At 66.3% G+C, this 1,780-nt stretch carries 3 protein-coding genes; all 3 read left to right on the top strand.

What is annotated here, in order from left to right; all coding sequences use genetic code 11:
- The first annotated feature begins 221 nt into the window (after positions 1-221).
- Positions 222-683 (top strand): DUF4383 domain-containing protein, encoded by a 462-nt coding sequence (locus DEJ00_RS18150; RefSeq protein ID WP_111058333.1) that lies wholly within the window; start codon positions 222-224, stop codon positions 681-683.
- Between the two features lie 166 nt (positions 684-849).
- Complete coding sequence (locus DEJ00_RS18145; protein ID WP_071403813.1) at positions 850-1,212, top strand: metalloregulator ArsR/SmtB family transcription factor; 363 nt, start codon at positions 850-852, stop codon at positions 1,210-1,212.
- Positions 1,209-1,780: cation diffusion facilitator family transporter (locus DEJ00_RS18140; RefSeq protein WP_146248024.1), on the top strand; the 572-nt coding region annotated here is incomplete at its 3' end. The genes DEJ00_RS18145 and DEJ00_RS18140, both read left to right, overlap by 4 nt.

Genomic DNA, 1,780 nt, shown 5'->3' with positions numbered 1-1,780 from the left:
GGGCTCCCTCGCGTTCTCCCTGGTGATCGCGTTCATCGTGACCACCCCGGTGAACCGGTGGATGATCAGCCGCGGTCTCGGCCACGCCGTCGTCCACGGTCACCACTGACCAGGCCCCTTCTGCAGAGGCTTCGGATCGCGCCGCAAACCAGATGCACGTTCACTCCGAACTACCTGAGAAGCACACGCCATCACGGCACCCCGTCGGAGGAGACCCCATCATGACCAGCACCGCAGCAACTGCCCACATCGGGTACGGCCGCACCCTGACGCAGAAGGGCGCCCTCGTCTTCGGAGTCGTGTTCCTCATCGTCGGCATCGCCGGCTTCATCCCCGGACTCACGATGGACATGGGCACGATGTCCGTCGCCGGCCACGGCTCGATGGCGATGCTCCTCGGCCTGTTCCAGGTGTCCGTCCTGCACAACATCGTGCACCTGCTCTTCGGCATCGTCGGCCTCATCGCCGCCCGCACCGCCGTCGCAGCTCGGCTGTACCTCCTGGTCGGCGGCATCGTCTACGCCGTCCTGTTCATCTACGGCCTCTTCACCGCCGGCATGATGGGCGGCGCGAACTTCGTCCCCCTCAACAGCGCCGACAACTGGCTGCACCTGATCCTCGCCGTCGCGATGATCGTCCTTGGCATCGTGCTGCCTCGAGCCGGTGCCACCCGACGCGCCTGATCGACGCATCAGCCGGTAATGGCCGCGTCCCCGCACTGGGGACGCGGGCGTTGCCCGTTCCGGAGCCTGCACAGGCCTCGGACTGTGAGCCCGACGAGCACGACGCTCGTCGGCTTTCCAGCGCATCCGGTGGTGCGCAGCCCGCTCCTTCGCTTACTATCTTCGTGTGCACGTAGATAAGCAGCCCTGCGGGCTTAGCCCGGAGTCGGAGTACGTCGAGCTGGCGGTCGAGGTGTTCGCGATGCTCGCGGACGCGACGCGGGTGAAGATCATCCTCGCGCTTCGCAGCGCGGAGGAGATGTCCGTGAACCACCTCGCGGACGTCGTGGACAAGAGCCCGGCCGGGGTGTCGCAGCACCTGGCGAAGCTCCGCTTGGCGCGCATGGTGTCGACCCGTCGTGAGGGCACGACGGTGTTCTACCGGCTGACCGATGAGCACGCGTCGGAGCTCGTCATCGACGCCGTGAAGCAAGCCGAGCACGCGATCGGTGCGGCCCCGCACCACCGTGTTGAGGCGGCAAGCGCGTGAGCAACCACACCCATCAGCACCATAGCCACGAGCACGAGCACGAGCACGAGCACGAGCACGAGCACGAGCACAGCCATAGTCATCCGCATGGTGGCGTGAAGGGGTTCCTCTACGACCTGTTCGTGCCGCACACACACGACGCTGCGGACTCGATCGATGACGCGATGGAGGCCAGTACCGCTGGTGTCCGCGCGCTGAAGATCAGTCTGTTCATCCTGCTCGGCACCACAGTGCTGCAGGCCGTGATCGTCGCGTTCACGGGATCGATCGCGTTGCTGGCCGACACGATCCATAACTTCGCGGACGCGCTGACCGCGGTGCCGCTGTGGATCGCGTTCGTCCTCGGGCGCCGCGTCGCCAACAAGCGCTACACCTACGGGTACGGGCGGGCGGAAGACCTGGCGGGCATGTTCATCGTGTTCGTCGTCGCGCTCTCCGCCGTCGTCGCAGGCTGGCAGGCCATCGACCGGTTCATCCACCCACGCCCAGTCGAGAACCCATGGCTGCTCGTCGCGGCCGGGGTGATCGGATTCGCCGGCAACGAGATCGTCGCGATCTACCGCATCCG

Origin of the sequence: Curtobacterium sp. MCLR17_039, from assembly GCF_003234745.1 — a bacterium.
GTDB classification, from domain to species: Bacteria; Actinomycetota; Actinomycetes; order Actinomycetales; family Microbacteriaceae; genus Curtobacterium; species Curtobacterium flaccumfaciens.
Note: the sequence above shows the minus strand (reverse complement) of the source record. Positions and strands in the feature narration are given on the sequence as shown.

Excerpts from the sequence above, each read along its gene's own strand:
- DEJ00_RS18150 (WP_111058333.1), top strand. The coding sequence starts at position 222 with ATGACCAGCACCGCAGCAACTGCCCACATCGGGTACGGCCGCACCCTG.